This is a genomic window from Nonomuraea turkmeniaca (assembly GCF_005889735.1).
GTDB classification, from domain to species: Bacteria; Actinomycetota; Actinomycetes; order Streptosporangiales; family Streptosporangiaceae; genus Nonomuraea; species Nonomuraea turkmeniaca.
In genome coordinates, this window is record NZ_VCKY01000139.1 from 1 (window position 1) to 20,587 (window position 20,587).

At 69.5% G+C, this 20,587-nt stretch carries 23 protein-coding genes; 10 read left to right on the forward strand and 13 right to left on the reverse strand.

Features of this window, described 5'->3' with window-relative positions; all coding sequences use genetic code 11:
- Window positions 1-2: 2 nt before the first annotated feature.
- On the reverse strand, window positions 3-449 hold the full coding sequence (locus ETD86_RS33280) for a MarR family winged helix-turn-helix transcriptional regulator (protein WP_138670615.1): 447 nt from the start codon (window positions 447-449) through the stop codon (window positions 3-5).
- On the reverse strand, window positions 446-1,063 hold the full coding sequence (locus tag ETD86_RS33285; RefSeq protein WP_138670616.1) for a type 1 glutamine amidotransferase family protein: 618 nt from the start codon (window positions 1,061-1,063) through the stop codon (window positions 446-448). The genes ETD86_RS33280 and ETD86_RS33285 overlap by 4 nt, the downstream gene beginning before the upstream one ends.
- A 61-nt stretch (window positions 1,064-1,124) precedes the next feature.
- On the opposite strand from ETD86_RS33285, the gene mads6 reads away from it, so the two are divergent.
- Entirely contained in the window at window positions 1,125-2,471 is a 1,347-nt protein-coding gene (gene mads6, locus ETD86_RS33290; RefSeq protein WP_138670617.1) for a methylation-associated defense system protein kinase MAD6, read from the forward strand.
- Window positions 2,468-2,983, forward strand: coding sequence for a GNAT family N-acetyltransferase (locus ETD86_RS33295; protein ID WP_138670618.1), 516 nt, complete (start codon window positions 2,468-2,470; stop codon window positions 2,981-2,983). Before mads6 ends, ETD86_RS33295 begins: the two co-directional genes overlap by 4 nt.
- Before the next feature lie 22 nt (window positions 2,984-3,005).
- Here ETD86_RS33295 and ETD86_RS33300 read toward each other — a convergent pair whose 3' ends face one another.
- Complete coding sequence (locus tag ETD86_RS33300; protein WP_138670619.1) at window positions 3,006-3,809, reverse strand: FKBP-type peptidyl-prolyl cis-trans isomerase; 804 nt, start codon at window positions 3,807-3,809, stop codon at window positions 3,006-3,008.
- A gap of 99 nt (window positions 3,810-3,908) precedes the next feature.
- Between ETD86_RS33300 and ETD86_RS33305 the strand changes: the two genes are divergently transcribed.
- Entirely contained in the window at window positions 3,909-4,952 is a 1,044-nt protein-coding gene (locus ETD86_RS33305) for a DUF2293 domain-containing protein (protein WP_211370470.1), read from the forward strand.
- Window positions 4,953-5,040: 88 nt separating this feature from the next.
- Here the strand turns inward: ETD86_RS33305 and kynU are convergent, their stop codons facing one another.
- Genes kynU through ETD86_RS33325 form a run of 4 tightly spaced genes read right to left on the reverse strand, consistent with a single transcriptional unit; the run spans window position 5,041 to window position 8,878 of the window.
- A complete protein-coding gene (gene kynU, locus ETD86_RS33310) occupies window positions 5,041-6,237 on the reverse strand; it encodes a kynureninase (RefSeq protein WP_138670621.1) in 1,197 nt (398 codons plus the stop codon).
- Between the two features lie 25 nt (window positions 6,238-6,262).
- The gene (locus ETD86_RS33315; RefSeq protein WP_211370471.1) at window positions 6,263-6,682 is read right to left on the reverse strand and encodes a RidA family protein; all 420 of its coding nucleotides are present in this window, start codon (window positions 6,680-6,682) and stop codon (window positions 6,263-6,265) included.
- Window positions 6,679-7,476: a 2-keto-4-pentenoate hydratase gene (locus ETD86_RS33320; protein WP_138670623.1), complete on the reverse strand. Its 798-nt coding sequence runs from the start codon at window positions 7,474-7,476 to the stop codon at window positions 6,679-6,681. The genes ETD86_RS33315 and ETD86_RS33320 overlap by 4 nt, the downstream gene beginning before the upstream one ends.
- On the reverse strand, window positions 7,469-8,878 hold the full coding sequence (locus tag ETD86_RS33325; protein WP_211370472.1) for an aldehyde dehydrogenase family protein: 1,410 nt from the start codon (window positions 8,876-8,878) through the stop codon (window positions 7,469-7,471). Before ETD86_RS33325 ends, ETD86_RS33320 begins: the two co-directional genes overlap by 8 nt.
- A gap of 139 nt (window positions 8,879-9,017) precedes the next feature.
- Here ETD86_RS33325 and ETD86_RS33330 point away from each other — a divergent pair, with 139 nt between their 5' ends.
- The 4 genes from ETD86_RS33330 (at window position 9,018) to ETD86_RS33345 (ending at window position 11,554) form a co-directional block, all read left to right on the forward strand.
- Entirely contained in the window at window positions 9,018-9,560 is a 543-nt protein-coding gene (locus ETD86_RS33330) for a VanZ family protein (protein ID WP_138670625.1), read from the forward strand.
- A 152-nt stretch (window positions 9,561-9,712) separates the two neighbouring features.
- Window positions 9,713-10,465 carry a GntR family transcriptional regulator gene (locus tag ETD86_RS33335; RefSeq protein WP_138670626.1) on the forward strand — a complete coding sequence of 251 codons (753 nt, stop codon included), beginning with the start codon at window positions 9,713-9,715 and terminating at the stop codon, window positions 10,463-10,465.
- A gap of 122 nt (window positions 10,466-10,587) precedes the next feature.
- On the forward strand, window positions 10,588-10,830 hold the full coding sequence (locus ETD86_RS33340) for a hypothetical protein (protein ID WP_138670627.1): 243 nt from the start codon (window positions 10,588-10,590) through the stop codon (window positions 10,828-10,830).
- Window positions 10,831-10,993: 163 nt separating this feature from the next.
- Window positions 10,994-11,554 carry an ASCH domain-containing protein gene (locus ETD86_RS33345; protein WP_138670628.1) on the forward strand — a complete coding sequence of 187 codons (561 nt, stop codon included), beginning with the start codon at window positions 10,994-10,996 and terminating at the stop codon, window positions 11,552-11,554.
- 18 nt (window positions 11,555-11,572) lie between these two features.
- On the opposite strand, the gene ETD86_RS33350 is transcribed toward ETD86_RS33345, so the two are convergent.
- Complete coding sequence (locus ETD86_RS33350; protein WP_138670629.1) at window positions 11,573-12,553, reverse strand: hypothetical protein; 981 nt, start codon at window positions 12,551-12,553, stop codon at window positions 11,573-11,575.
- 149 nt (window positions 12,554-12,702) lie between these two features.
- On the opposite strand from ETD86_RS33350, the gene ETD86_RS33355 reads away from it, so the two are divergent.
- Window positions 12,703-13,224 (forward strand): gamma carbonic anhydrase family protein, encoded by a 522-nt coding sequence (locus ETD86_RS33355; RefSeq protein WP_138670630.1) that lies wholly within the window; start codon window positions 12,703-12,705, stop codon window positions 13,222-13,224.
- Here ETD86_RS33355 and ETD86_RS33360 read toward each other — a convergent pair.
- A complete protein-coding gene (locus ETD86_RS33360) occupies window positions 13,196-14,098 on the reverse strand; it encodes a DUF1349 domain-containing protein (RefSeq protein WP_138670631.1) in 903 nt (300 codons plus the stop codon). The genes ETD86_RS33355 and ETD86_RS33360 overlap by 29 nt on opposite strands.
- A 62-nt stretch (window positions 14,099-14,160) precedes the next feature.
- Between ETD86_RS33360 and ETD86_RS33365 the strand changes: the two genes are divergently transcribed.
- Together ETD86_RS33365 and ETD86_RS55630 are read left to right on the forward strand one after the other, a co-directional pair.
- A complete protein-coding gene (locus ETD86_RS33365; protein ID WP_425465675.1) occupies window positions 14,161-15,570 on the forward strand; it encodes a hypothetical protein in 1,410 nt (469 codons plus the stop codon).
- A gap of 185 nt (window positions 15,571-15,755) precedes the next feature.
- Entirely contained in the window at window positions 15,756-15,947 is a 192-nt protein-coding gene (locus ETD86_RS55630; protein WP_211370473.1) for a hypothetical protein, read from the forward strand.
- Window positions 15,948-16,063: 116 nt separating this feature from the next.
- Here the strand turns inward: ETD86_RS55630 and ETD86_RS33370 are convergent, their stop codons facing one another.
- From ETD86_RS33370 to ETD86_RS33385, 4 genes are all read right to left on the reverse strand, one after another.
- Window positions 16,064-16,345, reverse strand: a complete 282-nt coding sequence (locus ETD86_RS33370; protein WP_138670633.1) for a metal-sensitive transcriptional regulator — start codon at window positions 16,343-16,345, stop codon at window positions 16,064-16,066.
- 29 nt (window positions 16,346-16,374) lie between these two features.
- Window positions 16,375-17,469 (reverse strand): glycosyltransferase, encoded by a 1,095-nt coding sequence (locus ETD86_RS33375; protein WP_138670634.1) that lies wholly within the window; start codon window positions 17,467-17,469, stop codon window positions 16,375-16,377.
- Window positions 17,466-18,260, reverse strand: a complete 795-nt coding sequence (locus ETD86_RS33380) for a hypothetical protein (protein ID WP_138670645.1) — start codon at window positions 18,258-18,260, stop codon at window positions 17,466-17,468. The genes ETD86_RS33375 and ETD86_RS33380 overlap by 4 nt, the downstream gene beginning before the upstream one ends.
- Window positions 18,261-18,408: 148 nt before the next feature.
- A complete protein-coding gene (locus ETD86_RS33385; RefSeq protein WP_138670635.1) occupies window positions 18,409-20,508 on the reverse strand; it encodes a (Fe-S)-binding protein in 2,100 nt (699 codons plus the stop codon).
- Between the last annotated feature and the right edge of the window lie 79 nt (window positions 20,509-20,587).

Genomic DNA, 20,587 nt, shown 5'->3' on the forward strand with positions numbered 1-20,587 from the left:
GTTCAGGGCTGGGTGGTGAGGTGGTCCAGGGCGGCTGACAAGTGGTGGAGGGCTTCCAGGCATTGCCGTGCCTGGTCCAGGCCCAGCTCCCCCACCAACCGGTCGGCGAGCTCCTGGTGGCCGGGGACGATCTTGGCGATGGCCTCACGACCCGCCGCCGTAGGCTGGAGGAGCTTGGCGCGGCGGTGGGCCGGGTTGGGGCGATATTCGGCCAGCCCCCGCTCCACCAGCAGGTCCGCGATCCGCTGCACCCCTTGCCTGGTCATCCCCATGACCCTGGCGACCCCGGCCACCGGCAGCGGCTCGCGCAGGACCGCGCCGAGGACCTGCCACCACGCCGCGGTCATCCCCGCGGGCCTGGCCAGCCCCTCCGCCACCTCGAGGAACTGGCCATTGAGCCGGAACGCCCCCAGCGCCAGCCCGGACAGCAGATCCGACGTCTCGCTCATGCCGCCATCAGCACCTCGAACGCGGAGGCGTCGCTCCGGCTGAAGAGCCGGAACCAGGCGTCCAGCACCTCGGGCCGGTAGACGTCCAGCCGCCGGAAGATCTCCCTGGCGAACGCGACCGGCTCCGTGGGCCCGGCCGTGATGAGGTCGCCGTCGAGCACCGCATCCTGGTCCAGGTAACGCTTGGCGCCCGCGTAACCCTCCTGGGCCTCCAGGTATTGCAGGACGGCGCTGGTGTGGTCGCGCTCGTCCAGCAGCCCTTCCCTGGCCAGCCCGGCCGTGGCACCGCAGATGGCCGCGACCGGCACGCCCGCGGTCAGCAACTCACGGGCCTTGCGCGCGAACGGCGCCAGCGTCTCCCCCGCGTCCCACAGATCGGCCCCCGGCAGGATCAGCAGGGCGCTGTCGGCTGGGGAGAGCTGGTCGAGCGCGAGGTCGGGGGTGATGCGCAGCCCGCCCATGGTGACGACGGGGTCGGTAGTCAGGCCCACCGTGACGATCTCGTAGGCGCCGGGCGAGCGGTGGTAGCGCGAGCTGCGGAGATGCGCGGTCGCGTGACCGGTCTCCCAGTCGGCGAGCGTGTCGTAGACGGCGTGGTGAACGATTCCCTTCATGACAACATCTTGTCATTACGACAACATGTTGTCAATGGGATTGCGTGGGAGGATAGGGCCCATGGCAGAGATCGTCGGCGGTGGACGTCCGGTCAACGACGCCGAGCGGCGCGTCATCGCATATCTGCGCGACCACGCGCCCGCCGACTGGCTGCTGCTGCACAACATCGAGGTCCCGCGCGGCCACGACGTCTTCGAGGTCGACCTGCTCGTGCTGACCGGCCACTCGCTGGTGGTCGTCGACGTCAAGGGCACCAGGGGGCGGATCGAAGTGTCCGGCACGCGGTGGTTCCCGCCGCGCAGGGAGGCGTTCGGCTCTCCGGTGGCCAAGCTGAGGGGCACGGCCAAGGCGCTGAAGGGCCTGCTGGTATCCAAGGCCACGCAGCTCGAACGGGTCTACGTCGACAGCCTGGTCGTGCTCACCTCGCCGGACGCCGAACTGGTCGATCCGGCCGGGCGCGACGCGGTCAACGTCACGACCCTGCCGGCGCTGCTGACCACGCTGAGCGATGTCTCCCGGGTCAGGCGCGGCTGCAGCCCGCACGCGCGGCCGTACATGACCGCGATTCTCGACGCGCTCAACCAGACCGTGCGCCGCAGCACCGCCCCGCCCAGGTTCGGTAACTGGGAGGTCGAGGAGCAGCTCGGGGGCGATGCCAAGGTCACCGAATACCGGGCGTTCAACGCGACCCTGCCGGGTAGTGAGACCGTGCTGCTCCGCGTCTACCAGGCCGATCCGATGGCCGATCACGAGGCGCGGGCGGCCGAGCGGCAGCGCATCGCCAACGCCTACCAGACGCTGGCCAGGATCCCCCCGCACCCGTGTGTGGTGCGCTCGCGCGACTTCTTCGCGATCGACGACGAGAGCCGGTTCGTGCTGGTGCTCGACGACGTGCACGGCCAGGCGCTGCACCTGTCGCTGGGTCGGGGCGCCCGGATGGGGGTGATCCAGGACCTGCTGCGCGGGCTGGCGCACGCGCACGCCAACGGCGTCGTCCATCGGGCGCTCACGCCTGCCTGCGTGCTGGTCACCGACGACGGGCACGCGGTGCTGACCGGATTCGACTACGCCAAGCCGGGGCCGCGCAACTACACCGTCGCCCACGAGCTGGGCAACGTGCTGGACGCGCATTACGTGGCGCCGGAGTGCCAGGAGCGGCCCGACAGGATGACGACCGCGTCCGACGTGTACGCGGCCGGGGCGATCGCCTACCAGCTGCTCACCGGAGAGCTGCCGACGAGCGCCGACGCCCATGGCCCTGACGTGCCCGAGGTGGTGCGCCGGATGCTCGACCACTCGCCGGCCAAGCGCCCCACCGCCGCCGAGGCACTGGCCGCCCTGCAGGCCCCGCCTGCCCAGGAATCACGGCTCAAGCGCCTGGTACGTCGCATAGTGTCCGGATCATGACCGTCAAACTGCGCGCCGTCGACGAGGACGACCTGCCCTTCCTCTACAGGCTCACCAGCCATCCCGACCACACCGGCCTCCACCAGTGGTACGGCTGGCAGAACCCGCACCGCCTGCGCCGCCGCTGGGAGGATGACGGCCTGGTGGGCGAAGACGGCGGCGTACTGATCATCACGAATGACGACCCGGTCGGCTTCGTCTCGTGGAGCAAGCAGATCGCCAACCGGGCCGGCTTCTACTGGTCGATGGGGCTGATCGTGGCGCCGGACTTCCGGGGCAAGGGGCTCGGCACGGAGGCCCAGAAGCTGCTCGTGCGTTACCTGTTCGATCACACGACGGTCAACAGGATCGAGGCGAGCACCGAGATCGACAACTTCGCGGAGCAGCGGGCGCTGGAGAAGGCCGGGTTCACCCGCGAGGGCGTGCTGCGCGGCGCAGGGTTCCGCGCGGGGAGATGGCACGACGGCGTTCTCTACGGCATCGTCCGGGCCGACCTCGATCACGAGCTCTGACGGGCGGTGCAGGCCCGGCCGGCTACGCCTGGGTGATGGTGTCCAGGACGTCGATGATGTAGAGCCGGGGCTCCTCGCCCGGGGACGGCACCGCCAGGCGGCAACCCGCCCGCTGCCCGACCAGCGCGTCCAGCCAGGCCGCGGGCACCACCCCCGGCTTCAGCAGGTACGCGGCCGGCCCGCCTTTCCGGTAGGAGGAGTCCACGACCAAGCGGGACGGCCAGGAGGCGGCCACGTACTGGACGACCACCTTCGCACCCGCCACGATCTCCCGGCCGGAGCCGTCGATGAGCGTGCGGGGCGGCGCGGCAGGCGTGAGGTCGGCGGGGACGACGGGCAGCGCCCGGCCGACCAGGCGGGCGTCGGGCGGGTAGCCGCCCAGGATGTCGAAGACCACCACGAGCGTGTCAGCGGGCGAGACACCGGTAGCCGGCACCTCGGTACCCAGCGCCTCGGCGGCCGGGCCGACCAGCATGACGCGGCTGCCCGCCGGGTGGCCGATGAGCGAGCGCCGCCAGGTCTCCGCCACCTGCCTGCCATCGAAGACGACCGTGGTGGGGTGGTTGGCGTCGTACGTGCTCAGATACGGCTGATTGCCGGACCACCGCCGGATGTCCACGTCGGCGAGCACCACGTCCCCCGGCACCGTACGCCGCCCGCTCCCCTCCCACAGCACCGTGATCCGCGAGGTGCGGCCCGGATCGCCCTCGGGGATGGCCACGACCGGCTTGCTGCCGACCGCGCCGGTGACGACGGGCAGTGTGCCCTCCTCGGCCAGGCCACACGAGGTGGCGACCATGAGGACGGCAGGCCAGAACAGGCGCACGGTGATCCTCCAATCCGGAGGAATTACTAGCCCCGATGCGCAAAAGGAAAGCTTCCGGTCTGGCCATCTCCCGACAAAGGGCGCGAGAGACTGAAGCCCGTGAGCAAGCCGAACCTGGCGCGCAGGGTCGCCGACGCGGCCGAGATCGCGCTGACCGCCCGCAAGTACGTGACGTTCATCGACGTGGTCACGGGCCTGCGCTGGCTGCACTCCAGGCATGTGGACACCTGGCGGCAGGGCCGGGTGTCCACGCTGGCCGAGCTGGCGGACGTCGACGAGGACCGCCTGGTCACCACGGCGGCGCTGCTGAAGGAGTGGGCGCTGGCCAAGGGGCTCAAGCCCGTGGACACGCCGTACGTGGCCGGCACCCGCGACCGCCGCGAGCTGCGCTTCACCGCCCGCCACCCCCAGGAGCCGTTCCGCGTCCACTGGATCTCGCCCGAGCTAGGCGAGGCCAAGGTACGCCGCCTCACCGAGCGGCAGAGCAAGGCACCCGATCTGGTGGCGGTGGCCCCGCTGAACGACTGGACGTGCGCGGGCTGCGGCGACACCGGCCCTTACCTGATCATGGAGGACGACCAGCCGCACTGCCTGACCTGCGCGGACATGGATCACCTGGTGTTCCTGGCGGCCGGCAACGCGGCGCTGAGCCGCCGCGCCAAGCAGGAGAGCGGCCTGTCGGCCGTGGTGATGCAGTTCAACCGGCGGCGCAAGATCTACCAGCGCCTCGGCCTGCTGGTCGAGCAGGCGGCGCTGGACGCGGCCGAGGAGCGGTGCCTGGCCGACGAGGAGGTACGCCTGCGCCGCCGCGAGCGTGACCGGGAGCGCAGGGCCGAGCAGGACGTCGAGTTCCAGGCCCGGATGGCGGCCGAGATCGCCCAGCTGTTCCCCGGCTGCCCGCCGGAGCGGGCGCGGGAGATCGCCGAGCACGCCGGGCAGCGCGGCAGTGGCAGGGTGGGGCGGTCGGCGGCGGCCAAGGCGCTCGACGAGAACGCGATCACACTGGCGGTGATCGCGTCGATCCGGCATCTGGACACCGACTACGACAGCCTGCTGATGTCGGGCGTGCCCCGGATGGAGGCCCGCGACCTGATCAGAGACGTCATCGAAGGCAAGCTGGAGGAGTTCCGCCGCCGCACATGACCGGCGGTGGGCGGGTGGTCCTCAGCCCGGGGAGCGCGCTCAGGGAATGACCGGTGGCGGGCGGGTCATCATCAGCCGGCGAGCGCGCTCAGGTGACGGCCAGTCGCCGCGCGTACTTCTCGTCCCGCCAGAGCTCCCGATCCAGCACCTCCAGCAGCGTGGCGGCCGCGTCGTAAACGTCGGTATAGCGGATGTAGAGCGGCGCGAAACCGAACCTGAGTACGTCCGGCGCACGGAAGTCCCCGTGCACGCCGCGGTCGATCAGCGCCCGCATGACCGGGTAGCCGTCGGGGTGGCGCAGGCTCACCTGGCTGCCCCGCGCGGCGGCGTCGGCCGGCGAGACCAGCTCCAGCGCGTCCCCGACCAGGTCGACGAAGAGCGAGGTCAGCGCCATGCTCTTGGCCCGGATCTGGTCCATCGGCACCCGCTCCCACACGTCGAGCGCCGCCTCCAGCGCCGCGAACGACAACACGTGCGGGGTGCCGATCGCGAACCGCCTGATCCCCTCGGCCGGGCGGTAGCCGGCCTCGAACGCGAACGGCTCCGCGTGACCGTGCCAGCCGGACAACACGTTCTCCGCGGTGGCGTGGTGGCGCGGGTTGACGTAGAGGAACGCGGGCGCGCCTGGACCGGCGTTCAGATACTTGTACGTGCATCCGACCGCGAAGTCAGCCCCCGACACGTCCACTTTCATGGCGCCCACGCTGTGGCACACGTCCCAGACCATGAGCGCCCCGGCCTCCTGCACCTGGGCGGTGACGGCCGGCACGTCGTGGCGGGCGCCGGTCCGGTAGTCCACCTCCGCCAGCAGCACCACGGCCGCGTCGTCGAACCGCCCTTCCGAGACGTCGCGGATCTCGTAGCCGCCGAGCAGCCCAGCCAGGCCCTGCACCATGTAGTGGTCGGTGGGGAAGTTGCGCACGTCGGAGACGATCACGCGGCGTTCGGGCCGCAGCCGCAGGGCGGCCGCCACCGCCTGGTAGATCGCGATCGAGGTCGTGTTGCCCACGACGACCTGCCCGGGCCCCGCGCCGATCAGCGGAGCCAGCCGGTCGCCCGCGGTCAGCGGCTGGGCGTACCAGCCGGCGTGGTTCCAGCCGCCGACCAGTTGCCCGCCCCACTCGTCTTCGACGGCGCGTCGCACCCGCTCCGCGGCGCCGCGGGGCAACGCGCCGAGCGAGTTGCCCACGAGATAGACGACGCCTTCGGGGAGCACGAACTCGTCCCGGAACGCGCGGAGCGGGTCGCCGGCGTCGAGGGCGAGGCAGTGGTCGCGATCTATCACGCGTGTACTCCCGGGTCGCGGAGGGTCACTCCTGTGGATGGTAGGCGACGGCCTGCATCTCGATGAGCAGGTGGGGGTGCGGCAGCTGGTGCACCGCGACCGTGGTCCTGGTCGGCCCCTCCTCGTCGAAGAACTCCGCGTAGACCTCGTTGTAGCCCTTGAAGTCGTTCATGTTCACGAGGTACGCCGTGATCTGCACGAGGTCGGCGAGCGAGCCGCCGGCGGCCTTGAGTATGTCGCCGATGTTCTCGATGACCGCCCTGGTCTGGGCGCGGATGTCCAGGTTCGTGGCGCCGTACTTGTCGACCTCCACGCCCACGAACGTGTCGTCGGGACGGCGGCAGCTGGTCCCCGAGACGTACAGGAATTCGCCTGCCCGCTTGACGTGCGGGAACCTGCCACGCGGCGTGGCCTTCCCGGGCACCCGCAGGCCCTTGGCCCTCACTTGCCGAACACCGCCCGCACCGATCCCAGCCCTTCGATGTGCGCCTCGAACACGTCCTCGGGCTCGACCGCCACCACCGGGCCCAGCGCGCCGGTCAGCACCACCTCACCGGCCCGCAGCGGCCGCTCGGACCGGCCCAGTCGGGTGGCCAGCCAGACGGCGGCGTTGAGCGGGTTGCCCAGGCACGCGGCGCCCGACCCGGCCGAGACCTCCGTCCCGTTGCGGGTCATCGTCATCCCGGCGGCACGCAGATCGAGCCCCATCAGCGAGACCGGCGTGTTCCCCAGCACGAACACGCCGCTGGAGGCGCCGTCGGACACCGTGTCGGCCAGCCCGATGTCCCAGCCGGTGATCCGCGAGTCGGCGATCTCGATGGCGGGCAGCGCGAACTCCACCGCCCTGATCACCTCGGCCACCGTGAATGGACCGCCCACCAGGTCCGCGCCGAGCACCAGCGCCACCTCGGCCTCGGCCCGCGGCTGCAGGAGCCGGTCGTACGGGATGGGCAGCCCGTCGAGGTAGGCCATGTCCGCGAAGAGCGGGCCGCAGGTCGGCTGGTCGATGCCGAGCTGCCGCTGCACCTCCAGATTCGTGATGCCGATCTTCCTGCCGACCGGCCGACGTCCCTCGCCGAGCGCCCGCCGCGTGTTGATCTCCTGTACGGCGTACGCGTCGGCCGCCGTACCGATCAGGTCCCTGATCGGCGCGCACGGCTTGCCGGATCGCGCGGCTTCGACCAACCGATCGGCGGCCTGGGAACGCGCGTCGACGGCCTGGGACCATTCGTCATGCATCGGACTGCTCCAGTTTGATGGTGATCGTGGTGGGTTCAGAGTAAAAGTCGAGCGACTGCATGCCACCCTCCCTGCCGATACCCGACAGCCGCATGCCGCCGAAAGGGGTACGCAGGTCGCGCAGGAACCAGGTGTTGACCCAGACGAGCCCGGCCTCCAACTGCTGCGCCACCCGGTGCGCGCGGTCGAGGTTGCCGGTCCAGAGCGTGGCGGCCAGGCCGTACTCGCTGCCGTTGGCCAGGTCGATCGCCTCGGCCTCAGTGTCGAAGGGTGCGACGTGACACACGGGACCGAAGATCTCCTCCCTGTTGAAGCGGGACCACTCCGACAAGCCTGTCACCACCGTCGGCTCCACGAAATATCCGGAATCGCGATGATCGCCGAATATCGGGATCCCGCCTCCTGCGAGCATCTTGGCTCCCTCCGAGCGGGCCAAGGCGTAGTAGGAGAGCACTTTGTCGCGGTGTCCCGCGGAGATCATGGGCTGCGGCGCCACCTCCAAGGCGCGAACCGCCAGCCGGTCGCAGAAGTCCTCGAAGATCGGGCGCTGGACGTACAGCCGCTCGGTGCACAGGCAGACCTGGCCACCGTTGGTGAAGGCGGACTTCACGGTCCCCTCGACCGCCCGGTCCAGGTCGCAGTCCTCGAAGACCAGCCCGGCGTTCTTGCCGCCCAGCTCGAACGAGACCGGCTTGACCCGGTCGGCCACGGCCCGCATGATCGCCGACCCCGTACCGGTGGAGCCGGTGAACGTCACGGCGTCCACGCCGGGGTGCTCGACGAGGAGCCGGCCGGCGGAGCCGTACCCGTAGATGATGTTGACGACACCGGGCGGCAGCCCCACGGCGGCGCAGATCTCGGCGAGCACCGCGGCGGAGCCCGGCGTGTGCTCGGACGGCTTGACCACCACGGTGTTGCCGGCGACGAGGGCAGGGGCGAGCTTCCACGTCATCAGCAGGAACGGCAGGTTCCACGGGACGATCGCCGCGACCACCCCGAGCGGCCTGCGCACGGTGTAGCTGAGCACCCCTGACAGGTGGAAGGCGTCGTCTGGGCGCTGTGCGGCGATCTCGGCGAACGCGCGGAAGTTGGCGATGCCGCGCGGGATGTCGAGCGTGCGGGTCTGGTCGAGCGGCTTGCCGGTGTCGGCGATCTCCGCCGCCACCAGGGCGTCGAAGCGGTCCTCCACACCCTCGGCCAGGCGCCGCATCCACCCGGCCCGCTCGGCCACGGGCAGTGCCGCCCAGTCGCGCGCCGCCTCCCTGGCCGCACGGACGGCCCGGTCGACGATCTCCGGGTCTGCCTCGCAGACCTGCCTGATCACCGTGCCCGTCACCGGGTTGTGCACCGGGAATGCCTTGCCCGCGACCACCGGCTCGCCGCCGATGAAATGGGTCAGCACAACGCTCTCCTCCACTGTCGCTGTCGGTGAGAAGGCTTCCTTGGCATCGTCTCCCTCGACCACGGCGGAAAAGGCGCCGAGAAGACCTGTCCAGATGGACATCTTCCGGTACCCCTAGATCACTGGCCATCATGGTCGGATGGCGCAGACGTGGGAATTGTGGGGAAACGTCATTATTGCTGGTACGTTTGCACTCCCCTTAGCCTTGCTAGCAATCTTGCTTCTCTCCCGCCACCGCGCTCGCGCCGGCCACCCTGCGCCTCTGCGCACGTCTCTCGCCGACATCGGGATCGTGGTCGGCACCGCGCCGTGGATTTGGATGATCCTCACGCCGTCGAACGGGGCGAACGGAGTCGGCCTCGTCCCGTTCGAGGACCTCGCCGACGTCGCCGCCGCGTCGTGGCAGACCGTGTTGGTGCAGGTCGGAGGCAATCTGCTGGTGTTCGCTTCGCTGGGTGCGCTGCTGCCGGTACGCACCGGCGCAATGGCCTCGATCGGCCGGGTTGCGGCCCTCTCCGCGGCTTTTTCGGTCCTGGTCGAGCTCCTCCAGTACGTGCTCCAACTGGGCCGTTTCTCGTCCGTCGACGACGTCCTCCTCAACACGGCAGGCGCGGTGATCTTCGCGCTGGTTACTCGCCGCTGGTGGGCCGTTCGAATACCGGCTGGGACCGTTCCACGATAACGGCCCGCTAAAACGCAGCGGAATTCACCACACAGGCACGATCCGCTCAAAAGAAGCCCGGGACCAACCTCTGTATCTGTGCGATCGTGGACAAGACGGGGCAAGTTCTCTGGAGACGCCACTACCTGGTTGGTGACAGAGGGTGATCAAAGTTGTCTGAATCCCCGGTACCCCACGAGCCCCCTATCTATCGCCGCATCGCCGACGGTCTCCGCGCCCGGATCCTGGCCGGCGAGTTGCGCGATGGGGACCGACTACCGGGCGAGAACGCTCTGATGGCCGAATACGCAATCGCACGAGCCACCGCCAGGCAGGCGCTTGCCGTACTCATCAATGAAGGGCTGGCGGTGCCCAGACGAGGTTCGGGGGTTTACGTGCGGCTGTTCAAACCGATCCGCAGGCACGGCTCACGCCGCCTGTCACGCGAGCAGTGGGGTCAGGGCCAGGCCATCTGGGACGCCGACACCCGAGGCCGCCCGTTCACCGTGGATCACGTCGAGGTGGCGCTGGAGCGCGCCACAGAGGAGGTGGCGAGCATTCTGGAGAGCCGCGAGGTATGGGTGCGGCGACGCCGCTACTCGGTCGACACCAGGCCGGTGCAGTTGGCCACCTCCTACTTTCCCGCGCGCCTGGTCGAAGGCAGCGCGATCACCCTTCCCGACACCGGCCCGGGCGGCGTCTACGCCAGGCTGAGCGATCTGGGCGTCCCCCCGGCCCACTTCACCGAGGAGGTACGGGCCCGCATGCCGCAACCGCGCGAGAGCGCGCTGCTGGACCTGCCGGGCGGCACACCCGTGATCGTCATCGCACGGACCGCGTACACCTCCGGCGGCCTGCCCGTCGAGGTCAACGAGATGGTGCTGGACTCGGCGGCTTACGTACTCCAGTACGACTTCGACGCCTGAATCAAGCCGATCTGTCAAGCGATAGGTTGACCTGTCCACACCGATCATTGATATCTCTAGAGAGGTCGTTCATCTTTTAGGGAGATGGCAACCTCGCCTGGGGCCCGGGAAGGTGGACAGCGATGTCCTTTGATCGGCATCTCGCCGAGATCGCCCGGGAGTACCCCCAGTGGACCATCTGGCGGAGCGACGCGGGCCGCTGGTGGGCCACGAGACACCATCCGCTGAGCGCGGCGCAGCGCGACGCTGGATGTGCGATGACCGTCGACGCGGACGACCCGGACGGCCTGCGTGACCGGCTCCGGGAGCAGGAACGACGGGCCGGCGAGCCGCACCGGTGGCGGACCGGCCCAGCGCCCCCATGACGTCCGCCGTGGAGCGTTCCGCGGCGGGCGCACTCGAGCAGCCCGGTGCCGGGTCCAGCGTCTCGGCGGCCCCGGCACCGGGCCACCACCCAGGAGGGGCCACGAACGCGGAAGCCTCCGACCCTATCGGGGGCGGGGGCTTCCGCTCCGTACAGTCATAAACATGCTGTTCGAGCGGCGGTTGCGCGAAGGCGTGCGGGACGGGACGATCACGCTGGCCTTCAGGCGCTGGAAGCGCGCCCAGGTCACGGCGGGCGGGCGCTATCGCATGGGATATGGGCTGCTGGCCGAGGTCACCTCGGTGTCGATCGTCGAGGACTGCACCGACGAGGAGGCGCGGGCGGCAGGCTACCCCGACCGTGCCGCGCTCATGGCCGACCTGTCCGGGCGGGGCCCCGGCCCGATCCACCGGCTGGAGCTGCGGCTGGCGGACACGCCCGACCCGCGTGACGTGCTGGCGGCGGCCGACGAGCTGACGCCCTCGGACGTGGCCGCCCTCACCGCACTCCTGGCCCGGATGGGGCCGTGGGCGGTCCGCACGCTGCGGCTCATCGCCGAACGGCCCGGGGTGCGGGCCGGGGACCTCGCGCCGGAGGTGGGGCAGGACCCGGCCCGCTTCAAGCTCAACGTCCGCAAGCTCAAGGCCCTCGGCCTGACCATCAGCCTGGAGACCGGCTACCGCCTGTCTCCACGCGGCCAGGCGTACCTGACCGCGATCGCCTGACGCCCGCACCCGACCCGCCTACTTCGGGACCTCCGACAGGCGGACGATGGTCACGTCCGTGTCGTCCGAGACGGCCGGAGCCGGCTGAGGACGCTCCTCCTCGTCCTCCTCCACGATGACCCGCACGTCCTCCTGCCCTGGGGGAAGGGCATGCCCCTGGGGCGAGGGCGGAAGGACGTGCTCGGGCACCAGCGTCCCCGCGGCCGACTCACTCCGCATGAGATCGCCCAGCACCGAGCTGATCTCCGTCAGCCGCCGCACGACCTCGGTGTGGGTATTGGTCAGGTATTCGACCCGCCGGCCCGCCTGCTCGTCCAGCGTCGAGGTGCGCTGCCGCGCCTCGGCCAGCATCGACTCGGCCTCATCCCGCGCGCCCGTGAGCAGTTGCTCGGCCTGCGCGCCGGCCGACTTCGTCAGCTGCTCGGACTCGGCCTGGGCGGCGGCCAGCACCCGCTCCGCCTCGGCCCGCGCCTCGCGCAGCGCCTCATCGGCCTCGGTGCGGGCGGCGGTGAGGTGCTCCTCCGCGTCCGCACCGGCCTGGGCCAACATGCCTTCCGCCGCCTGCGTCGCCTCGTGCACGCGGCGCTCCGCCTCGGCCTGCGCCGAGGTGAGGATCTTGTCGGCGGTCTCACGGGACGTCGACAACAGCCGGTCGGCCTCCGACTTGGCCGCGTCACGCACACTGGCGGCCTCGGACTCGGCGTCCGACCGCTTGGCGGCGGCCTCCTCTTCGCCGAGCTTGAGAATCTGGGCGAGCCTCGGGCTGAGGTCCTCGTAGCTCTGCGGCGCCTCGACCATGCGCCGCCTGGCCTCGGCCAGCTCGATGCGGCCCTGCTCGGCCTGGTCGATCGCCCGTGCCAGCCGCTCTTCCAGATCCCGTATCTGGTTACGGGTTCGGAGCATGTAGTCGTGGACCTGGCGGCGGTTGTAGCCGCGCATCACGACCTCGAAGGTGTCCTCTTGCATCAGATCGGGAATGCTCTCGTGCTGGTTCATCATGGGGGTACCTAAAGGTGGTTTGCGTGAGGCGGGGGGATATTGCGGGTTGTGAGGGTCTGACGACGAGACGTCAGGAAACGACTTTCCTGCCATCTGCCCACGTCCGCAACCGGAACGCCATAGCCAGACCAGGAATTACGATGTGACGGATGTACATAGCAGCGTTGGACAACGGAGCAGTCCCGGACATACACCCCGAGGCGTACATAGCGCCCGGTGTGACCGTGGTCGGCAGGGTCCGCGTCGGCCGAGCGTCCAGCATCTGGTACGGCTCCGTTCTCCGCGGTGACGACGAGCGGATCGAGATCGGCGAAGAGTGCAACGTACAGGATCTGTGTTGCCTGCACTCCGACCCCGGCGAGCCGGCCATCCTGGAGGACCGGGTCAGCCTGGGCCACAAGGCCATGGTCCACGGGGCTCATGTGGAGTCCGGCGCGTTGATCGGCATCGGAGCGATCGTGCTGGGCGGCGCCCGCGTCGGTGCGGGCACCCTGGTGGCCGCCGGAGCGCTCGTCGGCCCCGGCAAGAAGATCCCGTCCGGCGTGCTGGTCGCCGGAGTGCCCGGGAAGATCGTGCGCGAGCTCACCGACGACGACCGGGCGTCCTTCGCCCGTACGCCGGACAACTACATGGCCAAGGCGCTCAGGCACCGGCAGGCGTCATCGCTTTGATCAGGACCTCGTCCGACACCGACGCGCTGTTGAGCGGGTCGGCGTACTCCGGCAGGTCCGGCCGCAGGAACCGGACGAAGTCGACGGTCAGTTTCAGGTCGGGCTGGCCCTTGACCTGCTTGGCATTCGCCTTCGTGGCGTCCTTCTTGAGAGTGTTGTAGCTGTCCCAATCGGTATAGGCGGTGACGCCCCATTGCAGCGCGTCGGGAAGCGTGGAGGGCCAGCGGTTGCCCACCTTCCACTTGCCTCCGTCCTCCCTGTACAGGGCGACGAAGACCCGGCCGACCCTGGCCAGGACGAGGTCCACCCAGCCGTTCTTGACCGGCATCTCCTTCGGCTTGGAGCTGCCGTCCTTGGTGTACTTCACCTCGACCTGCCCGCTCTTCTCACCGGTGCCGATGGTGATCGACACCCAGTTGGGCGTCTCGTACGAGCCCGGCTGGCGGGCCATCAGACCGCCGAGCGAGAACTTCCGCTTGGGCTGGCCTCCGCTCTTGCCCTCGACCTTGACCCGCGCGTGCATGGCGATGTCGCCGGCGAGATCCTGGTACACGAACGGGCCGCGGAAGCCGTCGAACCAGGCCGAGGTCTTGGGCTCCAGATACATCGAGCCCTTCACGGTCTTGTTCACGTCCCACTTGGCGATCCTGTCGACGTCCTTCTCGGTCTCGCTCAGCTTCGTCCACAAGGACAGCTCGTCCGCGTTCGCGAACTCCGTCGAGGCCTGGCCCACCTCCCCGCCCGGCGCGGGCGGCGTGACCTTGTCCAGGGTGACCAGGCCGGGACCGCTGGGCGTTGGCGTCACCGACGTAGCCGTGCCGCAACCGGCGAGCACGCTCGCGACCGCCAACGTCCCTGCTACCTTCGCCCTCATAGCGGACATTCTGCCGTGAAATGCCGATGGATGATCCGAGAGCTCCCAGTACCATGACGCCCGTGCCACCCTGGGATGCGTTCACCGCCGCGGAGGCGGAGGTCCGTGCGATGGTCGCGGACCCGCGTTGGCAAGGGCTTTCCGTGTCCGATCGTGCCCACGTCCTCGCCGCCAGAATTCTTGTGACCCCAGATGGCGACCGGTGGCTCCTCGGCGCGCACGCGCGCTGGCACCTGTACGACCCCGCCGACGGCCGCTGGCACCTGGCCCCGCCGCCGCGGAACGTGCGGGCCCGCCAGGTCCAGCACGCCGCCGCCGTGCTGCCGGACGCCATCATCCCGAAGGGCCCCGACTTCCACGCCGAGCCCGGCTCGACGCAGGCGTTCATCGGTCCCGACGTGTCGGCGGACCTGACGGAGCGGCTCAGGGTGCTGGTGCGGGCGAGCGGGCGCAAGTCGGAGCTGGACTACCCGCTGACGGCGTTCGGGGAGATCTTCGCCTCCGACGTGCCGAGCACGGTCGCGGCGGTCTGGGGCACGATCATGTGGTGCGCGTACGCGCCCGCCTTCGACGGCAACGAGCGGCTGATCACCGTGTTCGGCGAATACCTGCGCCGCTCGCTGCCCGGCGACGAGTGGGTGCGCTGGTTGCCCGCCCCGCCCCTGCTCGACCTCGTCACGCTGGTGGCGGAGCGGGCGCGGGCCGGCCGCTCGCGCGAGACGCTCAGGCTCGCGGCCGTCATGGCGGACACGGCGCAGATCCTCATGTGCGACACCCGGTTCAGGCCGCGGGCGCTCGCGCTGCTCACCATGGTCGAGCCCATGCTGCGCCGGCCGGGGCTCGACGACGAGGCGGCGAGCCTGGGGCGGAGAGCGATAGCCGGCGTGACCAGCGGAGCTCCGTACGAGCGCGACCATGGACATGCGCTGCCCGGCGACGAGGCGGTGCGCCGGGCGTGGCTGAGCCGCTGCCCCGCGCGGCTGGGCCGGGCGTTGCTGGTGGAGACCGATCCTGAGGCGCACTTCTCCCACTCCGTGTACGACCTGGCCGAGGCGCTGGCCTTCATGCCGGACCCGTCGCGGGCCACGGCGGCGTTCCTGGCCGACCTGTCGGACTCCAGGGGGTTGCTGCCCCCGCGGCTGGATCACCGGCTCAGGATGGCATACGAGGCCCTGGAGCGGGCGGGACTCACGGGGACCTCCGCGGGGGAGACGACCGCGCCGGACGGGTTTCCGGTGCAGGGGCGGCCCGGCGGGGTCTCGATCGCGCCCGCGCCGGTGCTGGAGGTGGCGCCGCCGGATCGGGGGAGTGCGGCGGCGGTGCTCGGGGCCGCGTACGCGACGGGGCTGGCGTGGGGCAGGCTCACGGGGGCCAAGGTGCCGGAGCGCGGGCTGGCCGGGCAGTCGGCACTCGTACAGAAGCTTGTCCATGAACGCGACGATCACCACGAACATGACACAGGCCACTTCTAAAGCACTTTTCCCGATATTTCACTCTAACCACGCCTATATCGTTCTAACACTCCAGGTAACAGTAAATACGCTGAATTGTGATCTCTGATTCGGGAAATGATCCCACCGGGGGCCCGCCGCGCGGAAAGGAATGACTCCGATGGGCCATGTCGCCGGAAGGGGCCCGCGCCGTAACCTCGTAGAGGGTGTGGGCTGCGGAAGGAAAGGACGACGCGGTGGGGCACGACGACCTGGACTCTCGGGTCCACGACCGTGTCGCGTTGGACGAGATTGCGCTCTACGCCGAGGTGCTCACGGCCGTGGCTGTCAGCGAGCGGCGGTTGACCTTGGACGAACTCGACGACGCGCTCGGATTGCGGACTTCGGCGAGCCGCTGAAGGACCATCTCGATTACTAGCCCCGGGGACCTAGTTCCCGGGGTTTCGCATAACTAGTCACTTGCACCGATCGGTCTCCTCCGCATTAATGAGGCATCCTCGCATCCGGCGGAGACTCAGGAACGGACGAGGCGCGCGATCGCCGCGGAGGCCTCCTTCACCTTCGCGTCGGCCTCGGGACCGCCACTGTTGATCGCGTCAGCCACGCAGTGCGAGATGTGCTCCTCGAGCAGTCCCAGCGCCACCGCCTGCAGCGCCCGCGTGGCCGCAGAGACCTGGGTGAGGACGTCGATGCAGTACGCGTCGTCATCGACCATTCGCTGCAGGCCCCTTATCTGACCCTCGATTCGCCTGAGCCGCGTCAGATATGCCTGCTTGTCTCCGCTATACCCATGCATGCTTCTACGGTACCCGGAACCGGTATGGGTCAGCGGAGTTCCGTGATCAGCTTCTCCCACTGCTCGGCCACTTCGTCGGCCGAGTGGCGCAGCGCGGTGTCCAGCGCCCCTGCCGCGAGCGAGCGCCGCCTGCGCTCGTCGTCGATCAGCGCGAGCAGCGCCGCGGCGAACAGTTGCAGATCGGCCTCGGACATGGTGCCGGACTCGGGCATGTCGGGCTCGGGCACCAGCACCCCGTTGTAGCCCGTGGCCACGAACTCCGTCGGCCCCCTGGCCCCCTCGAACGCCACCACCGGCACGCCGCACCCCATGGCCTCGAGCACCGTCATGGACTGATCCTCACCGCGTGAGGTGTTGGCCACGATCGACGCCTTGGCGAACTCGCCCGCGAGGTCCGGCGTGGTGCCCATGAAGTAGACGTGATTGTGCAGGTCCAGCTCGCGCACCAGCGTACGCAGCCGCCGCTCCTCCGGGCCGCCGCCGTACAACCGCAGCCGCCAGTCGGGCCGCTTGTCGGCCACGATGGCGAACGCCTTGATCAGCCGGTCGTACGCCTTCGCCGGCACCCAACGGCCGCCGGCGGCCACGATCCTGTTGTCCATGCGCGAGCGCGCCCACGGACCGGCCGGCAGCGCGTCCTGTACGGAGTGCACGGCGGGCCCGCCCTCCAGGAGCCTGGTCCACTCCTCCTGGGCCGACTCCGTGGCCGTCACGACGGCGTTCAGGCGCGGATAGAGGCGTTTCACGGGCGCGGGCACAGCCGGTCGCGCCCACTCCCTGGCGATGCGCAGCACCTCGCGGGGCGCGTGCCTGGCGGCCTGGACGCCGAGCGCCGGCCGGGTGGTGATCAGCACGTCGCACTTGAGCCCGCGCAACACCCGCCACAACGCCACCTCGGTACGCACCTGCCCGCGCGGCAGCAGGTGCCTGACCCCCGGCCGGACGTCGACCACGCTGCGCATGGTCACGTTGGAGCCGACGGGGAAGAACGGCTTCTCCTTCTGCCGCCGTACGCTGATCACCTCGACCTCGTGCCGCCGCGCCAGGGCGGAGGCGAGGTTGAGCGTGGCCCGCACGTCACCGCGCATGCTGTACGCGGAGGGGAGGACCAGGCTGACCTTCATCCGCCCACCTCGATGCGGAGCTCGTCGTCTGCGGTGTAGCAGGGCCTGATCGGCACGCCGTCCACCTTGGCCGAGGGATAGTGCAGCCGGCGGCGCTTGCCGTCCACGTCGTCGAGCCAGGCGCCCAGCCTCAGCGGCGTGGGCACGCCTTCGACCTGCAGCGCGGGCTCCCAGGTGCCGGAGTCGGGATCGGCGGCGACCACGTCCACGAGGGAGAAGGCGGCGTGGAAGCGTACGCCCTGGACGAAGGCCGTCGCCGACACCCGCGCGCTGGTCTGCCTGCGGTCCAGGGTCAGCGTGGCCTCGTGGCGGGAGTCGTCGTCCTCGAGCCCGGTGTAGGCCAGCAGGCCCATCACCTCGAAGCGGCCCTCCCTGAACCAGATCGCGCGCACCTCGGCGGCAGGCTCCGCGTCGGAGATCTTCAGCGCCAGGAAGCCGTTGCGGGTGCGGTAGGAGCGGTAGGCCAGGGTGCGCTTGCACAGCGCGTACGCGTCCAGGTGGTCGAGCGAGAAGCCGGGATCGACGCTGCGCAGCCTGCTGCGCCTGCCGTCCGCCCCCCGCAGGTACGCGTCCCAGCGCCCGGCACTGAGATCCAGCGGCGCCAGCGAGACCGCCAGTGTGGCCTCACGCGACCGCGTGCCCGGCCTGCCGAGCCGCACGTCACGCTCCACCCCCGTGGTGCGGTTCCTGAGGACGAGATCTGTGCCGTCTTGTAGTGGTTCGTCGATGGCCAGTCGCAGAGAGAGCACGTCAGCCAGGGTGACCTCGGCGTCGGTGACGACGACGCCCATCACGAGCCCCCTCCCCGTCGAATAGAGCCATGCGACGTTGAGGTTACCGTGATTTTCCCGTTATGTGGATGGTTGATTTCCTGTAACCACACCCGCTGACATGCGAAACTCCTCCACCGCACGTGTGGAGGAGTCCGACATTTCACGGTCAGGAAGCGCCCTTGACCGATTTGATCAAGAGCTGGGCGACGTCCACGACTTCCAGCGATTCCTTGGCCTCGCCGTTGTTCTTCTTCTCGTTGATCGCGTCACCGAGCATCACCATGCAGAACGGGCAGGCAGTGGAGACGGTGTCCGGGTTCGTGGTCAGCGCCTCGTCCACGCGCTCGGTGTTGATGCGCTTGCCGATGCGCTCCTCCATCCACATGCGCGCGCCGCCGGCGCCGCAGCAGAAGCCGCGGTCCTTGTGCCGGTGCATCTCCTGCGTCGTGACGCCGGGCACCTTGGACATGATGTCGCGAGGCTGGGAGTACACCTTGTTGTGGCGGCCGAGGAAGCACGGGTCGTGGTAGGTGATCTTCTCCTCGATCGGCGTGATCGGGGTGAGCAGACCCTCGTCCACGAGCTTCGACAGCAGCTGCGTGTGGTGCACGACCTCGTAGGTGCCGCCGAGCTGCGGGTACTCGTTCGCCAGGGTGTTGAAGCAGTGCGGGCAGGTGGCCACGATCTTCTTGACGCCGGCCTCGTTCAGCGTCTCGATGTTCTGCTGGGCGAGCATGTTGAACAGGTACTCCATGCCCAGGCGGCGGGCCGGGTCGCCGGTGCACGCCTCCATCGGCCCGAGCACCGCGAACTTCACGCCAGCGATGTGCAGCAGCTCAGCCACGGCCTTGGTGGTCTTCTTGGCCCGGTCTTCGAGCGCGCCCGCGCAGCCCACCCAGAACAGGTATTCGGCGTCCTCGGGCATCTTCTCGTCGACGACCTCGACCTCGAAATCGAGCTCCTCGATCCAGTCGGCCCGCTTCATCTCGGACATACCCCACGGGTTGCCCTTGTTCTCCAGGTTCTTGACCATCACCCCCGCCTCGGACGGGAACGACGACTCGACCATCACCTGGTAGCGGCGCATGTCGAGGATGTGGTCGATGTGCTCGATGTCCACCGGGCACTGCTCGACGCACGCGCCGCAGTTGGTGCACGACCACAACACGTCCGGGTGGATCACGCCTTCCTCGCCGACCAGCGGCTTCTCCAGCAGCGCCAGCACGTCCTTGTCGGCGTGCTCGGTGCTCGCGGCCATCAGGTATGGAGCCACCTTGAAGGCGTGGTCACGCTGGTCGAGGATGAGCATCTTCGGCGAGAGCGGCTTGTCGGTGTTCCACGCCGGGCACTGCGACTGGCAGCGGCCGCACTCCGTACAGGAGTAGAAGTCCAGGAAACCCTTCCACGTGGTGTCGCCGATCTTGCCGCGGCCCAGCCGCTCCGGGTCGAGGTCCTCGTCCTCGAAGTCCACCGGCTTGCCGTCCACCCGCATCTCCACCGCGCCGCCCAGGCCGTCGGGACGGCGTGAGAACAGCACGTTCAGCGGCGCGGTGAAGATGTGCAGGTGCTTGGAGTTCACCACGATCACCAGGAACACCAGCATGAAGCCGATGTGCAGGAGCAGCGCGATCTCCTCGAGCAACGCGCTCTGCGGCAGCGCGTCGCCGAGCGCCAGGGAGACGAACGCGCCCGACGAGTACGGGAGGTTCCCGTTGGCCGCCGCCGCGCCCCGGGCCAGGAAGAGCGTCCAGATGATGTTGAAGATCATGAACAGCACGAGCCACGCGCCGCCGAGATGGGACCCGGAGAAGCGCGAGCTGCGGCCGAGCTTCTTGGGCTCGTTCTTGATCCGGATGCCCGCGAAGACCGCCAGGCCGGCCAGGCAGGCCACCGCGATGAAGTCCTGCAGGAAGCCCAGCACGCCCCACGTCCCGATGAGCGGGATGTGGAAGTTCGGCCGGCCGGTGATCGCGCCCTGGATGATCGAGCCGTAAGCCTCGATGTAGACGGTCAGCAGGATGAAGAACGCCCACATGACGAAGAAGTGCGCGACGCCCGACGGCGTCCACTTGAGCAGCTTCTTCTGCCCGAACACCTCAACCAGCTGCGCCTTGGCCTCGTCGGCCGCGTGCGTCTTGGCGTACTCGATCCGCTCGGGCGCGGGCGGGCCCACGGTCGCCAGCTTGAAGAGGAACAACGCCCTGCGGCCGGCGACGGCCACCGCCAGGACGGTCATGACGAGTCCGATGATGGCTACCCAGAGCACGGGTTCCTCCCACAGACGACGTTGGCTGCCAGCGTACGGTCACCCGTTCCACGGACCGCTACCCGGATCCTACCCGTGG

Bases quoted from the DNA above. Each gene is read 5' to 3' on its own strand.
- ETD86_RS33345 (WP_138670628.1), top strand. From the start codon at position 10,994: ATGCTGTTCGAGCGGCGGTTGCGCGAAGGCGTGCGGGACGGGACGATC.
- ETD86_RS33380 (WP_138670645.1), bottom strand. From the start codon at position 18,260: ATGGGCGTCGTCGTCACCGACGCCGAGGTCACCCTGGCTGACGTGCTC.
- ETD86_RS33370 (WP_138670633.1), bottom strand. From the start codon at position 16,345: ATGCATGGGTATAGCGGAGACAAGCAGGCATATCTGACGCGGCTCAGG.
- ETD86_RS33360 (WP_138670631.1), bottom strand. From the start codon at position 14,098: ATGAGGGCGAAGGTAGCAGGGACGTTGGCGGTCGCGAGCGTGCTCGCC.
- ETD86_RS33280 (WP_138670615.1), bottom strand. From the start codon at position 449: ATGAGCGAGACGTCGGATCTGCTGTCCGGGCTGGCGCTGGGGGCGTTC.
- ETD86_RS33295 (WP_138670618.1), top strand. From the start codon at position 2,468: ATGACCGTCAAACTGCGCGCCGTCGACGAGGACGACCTGCCCTTCCTC.
- ETD86_RS33340 (WP_138670627.1), top strand. From the start codon at position 10,588: ATGTCCTTTGATCGGCATCTCGCCGAGATCGCCCGGGAGTACCCCCAG.
- ETD86_RS33350 (WP_138670629.1), bottom strand. From the start codon at position 12,553: ATGATGAACCAGCACGAGAGCATTCCCGATCTGATGCAAGAGGACACC.
- ETD86_RS33320 (WP_138670623.1), bottom strand. From the start codon at position 7,476: ATGCATGACGAATGGTCCCAGGCCGTCGACGCGCGTTCCCAGGCCGCC.
- ETD86_RS33285 (WP_138670616.1), bottom strand. From the start codon at position 1,063: ATGAAGGGAATCGTTCACCACGCCGTCTACGACACGCTCGCCGACTGG.
- ETD86_RS33375 (WP_138670634.1), bottom strand. From the start codon at position 17,469: ATGAAGGTCAGCCTGGTCCTCCCCTCCGCGTACAGCATGCGCGGTGAC.
- mads6 (WP_138670617.1), top strand. From the start codon at position 1,125: ATGGCAGAGATCGTCGGCGGTGGACGTCCGGTCAACGACGCCGAGCGG.
- ETD86_RS33355 (WP_138670630.1), top strand. From the start codon at position 12,703: ATGTACATAGCAGCGTTGGACAACGGAGCAGTCCCGGACATACACCCC.
- ETD86_RS33330 (WP_138670625.1), top strand. From the start codon at position 9,018: ATGGCGCAGACGTGGGAATTGTGGGGAAACGTCATTATTGCTGGTACG.